This window comes from Streptomyces sp. NPDC054841 (assembly GCF_053611045.1).
Genome location: NZ_JBSGZO010000754.1, coordinates 1 through 2,679, shown reverse-complemented (window position 1 = coordinate 2,679; position 2,679 = coordinate 1). Strand labels below are relative to the sequence as shown.

Sequence of the window (2,679 nt, the reverse complement as noted above, 5' to 3'; positions counted from 1 at the left end):
GTGCGCCTCCGCCTCACACCCGCGTGGCCACAGTGGCCCGTGAGGCCAACTGCGACCCGAGGAGTGACTCCCTCCAGCAATGGACGGATCGTCCGGTAGTACCTGCGCCGCCCCCTCCCAGGAGGCGGCGGCATGATCATCCCGCTACTGCTGCTCTGCGCGGCATTCCTTCTCATCCTCGCCAACGGATTCTTCGTGGCCGCCGAGTTCGGCCTCGTCACCGTGGAGCGCGCCGACGCCGAGCGTGCCGCCGCCGAGGGCGACCGTCGTGCCAGGGGCGTCGTCCGAGCCCTGCGCGAGCTGTCGTTCCAGCTGTCCGGCACCCAGCTCGGCATCACCATCACCTCCCTCGTCGTCGGCATGCTCGCCGAGCCCGCGCTCGCACAGCTGCTCGACCCGCCGCTCACCGCGGCGGGGATACCGGACGCGGCCGTCCCCGGTGTCGCCGTCGCGATCGGGATGCTCCTCGCCTCCGCCGTCCAGATGGTGGTCGGCGAGCTCGTCCCGAAGAACTGGGCGGTCTCCAGGCCGCTGCAGGTCGCCCGGTTCGTGGCCGGCCCGCAGCACCGCTTCTCGACCGTGTTCCGGCCGGTGATCGCACTGCTCAACGCCGTCGCCAACCGGCTCGTCCGGGCGCTCGGCGTCGAGCCCAAGGAGGAGCTGGCATCCGCCCGTACCCCCGGTGAACTGGTCTCCCTCGCCCGTCACTCGGCCCGCGCCGGGGCAATCGAACAGGACACGGCGGATCTGTTCGTACGGACCCTGTCGCTCGGTCATCTCACCGCCCAGCATGTGATGACCCCGCGCGTGAAGATGAGTGCCCTCCAGTCCGACGCGACCGCCGCAGACGTTCTCAACCTCACCCGCGCCACCGGTCTCTCCCGCTTCCCCGTCTACCGGGACCGCATCGACGAGATCGTCGGCATGGTCCATCTGAAGGACGCGCTGGCCGTCCAGGCACACCAGCGGCTGCGTACCCCGGTCGGCCGCATCGCCGTCCCGCCGCTGCTGGTGCCCGAGACCCTGCCCGTACGGCAGCTGCTCGAGCAGCTGCGCAGCGAACAGCCGATAGCTGTCGTCGTCGACGAGTACGGCGGCACGGCCGGCGTCGTCACCCTGGAGGACATCGTCGAGGAGCTCGTCGGCGAGGTCCGCGACGAGCACGACGCCGAAGGGGACGGCAGGCCCGAGCTGGCCCCGGCCGCTCCCGAGGACGGCAATCCGGCATGGGAGGCCGACGGCAGCTGCCGCGTCCTCACCCTGCGGCGGATAGGTCTCGACGTACCCGACGGGCCGTACGAGACCGTCGCCGGGCTGGTCGCAGATCTCCTCGGCCGGATCCCGGCGCCCGGCGACCGGGCCGACCTGCCCGGCTGGCGGCTCTCCGTACGGCAGGTGGACCGGTACCGGGCCGAGCGGGTCCGGCTCGTGCGGACCGCGGATGTGCAGGCCGTCGCGGAGGCCGTGCGATGAGCGTCCTCCAACTGCTGTTCGCGTTGCTGCTCGTGCTCGCCAACGGCTTCTTCGTCGGCGCGGAGTTCGCGCTCGTGTCCGTACGCCGCAGCCAGATCGAACCGCTCGCGGCCGCGGGCTCCTCGCGGGCCCGCCAAGTGCTGCACGGGCTGGAGAACCTGCCGCAGATGATGGCCGCGGCGCAGTTCGGCATCACCGTCTGTTCGCTGACCCTCGGCGCGGTGGCGGAACCGACCGTGGCGCATCTCCTGGAGCCGGTCTTCCACGCGACGCACGTCCCCGAGAGCCTCATCCATCCGCTCGGCTACGTCATCGCCCTCGCCGTCGTCGTCTTCCTGCATCTCGTCATCGGCGAGATGCTCCCGAAGAACCTGGCGATGGCCGCCCCGGAGAAGACCTCCCTCTGGCTCAGCCCCGCGCTGGTCGGCTTCGCCCGGCTGTGCCGTCCGGTGACGGTGGCGCTCGGCGCCTGTGCCCGGCTGGTGCTCAGGCTGTTCCGCGTCGAGCCCAAGGACGAGGTGGAGGCGGTCTTCACCAGCGACCAGCTCGGCCAGCTGGTAGAGGACGCGGGCCAGGCGGGACTGCTGGACCGGGAGGAGCAGGATCTGCTCGAAGACGCGCTGGAGCTGGGCAGCCGCCCGGTGACGGACGTCCTCATCACCCGGTCGGCCCTGGTGACCGTGCCCCCGTCGGTGACGGCCCGGCAGATCGAGGAGCTCACCGTACGGACGGGCTACTCGCGCTTCCCGGTGTGCGGCGAGGGCAGCGGCCCCTTCATGGGCTATCTGCACGTCAAGGACGTCCTCGACATGGAGGACGGCGACCGGGCCGTACCGCAGCACGTCTGGCGCCCCATGGCCACGCTGCGGGCCGAGCTGCCGCTGGACGACGCCCTCACCGTGATGCGCCGCGCCGCCACCCATCTGGCGCAGGTCGCGGACGCATCGGGCCGGGTGCTCGGACTGGTCGCCCTGGAGGACGTGCTGGAGATGCTGGTGGGCGAGGTGCGGGACCCTGCCCACCGCGCCCCGGCCCCGGCGCCCCGGCGCCCCGAGGGCACGGTGGGGGCTCACCCGCCGCTCAGCCCGTCCGGCGTCTGACGGCACAGACGCCGGCCCACCGAACGGGCCGGCGCACCCGTCCCGCACGGGCGTACGGCGTCACGGCCCCGTAGGGTCCTGCGGGCCGCGGTCCACCGGACCCCGG

2 protein-coding genes are annotated in these 2,679 nt (G+C 72.4%); both read left to right on the top strand.

Annotated elements, in window-relative coordinates:
- Positions 1-132 precede the first annotated feature (132 nt).
- Positions 133-1,473 (top strand): hemolysin family protein, encoded by a 1,341-nt coding sequence (locus ACWGI8_RS42770; protein WP_453668866.1) that lies wholly within the window; start codon positions 133-135, stop codon positions 1,471-1,473.
- Positions 1,470-2,573 carry a hemolysin family protein gene (locus ACWGI8_RS42765; RefSeq protein WP_453668865.1) on the top strand — a complete coding sequence of 368 codons (1,104 nt, stop codon included), beginning with the start codon at positions 1,470-1,472 and terminating at the stop codon, positions 2,571-2,573. Before ACWGI8_RS42770 ends, ACWGI8_RS42765 begins: the two co-directional genes overlap by 4 nt.
- Positions 2,574-2,679 lie beyond the last annotated feature (106 nt).

What these genes read in the sequence shown, in the direction of transcription:
- ACWGI8_RS42765 (WP_453668865.1), top strand. Translation starts at nt 1,470, where the DNA reads ATGAGCGTCCTCCAACTGCTGTTCGCGTTGCTGCTCGTGCTCGCCAAC.
- ACWGI8_RS42770 (WP_453668866.1), top strand. Translation starts at nt 133, where the DNA reads ATGATCATCCCGCTACTGCTGCTCTGCGCGGCATTCCTTCTCATCCTC.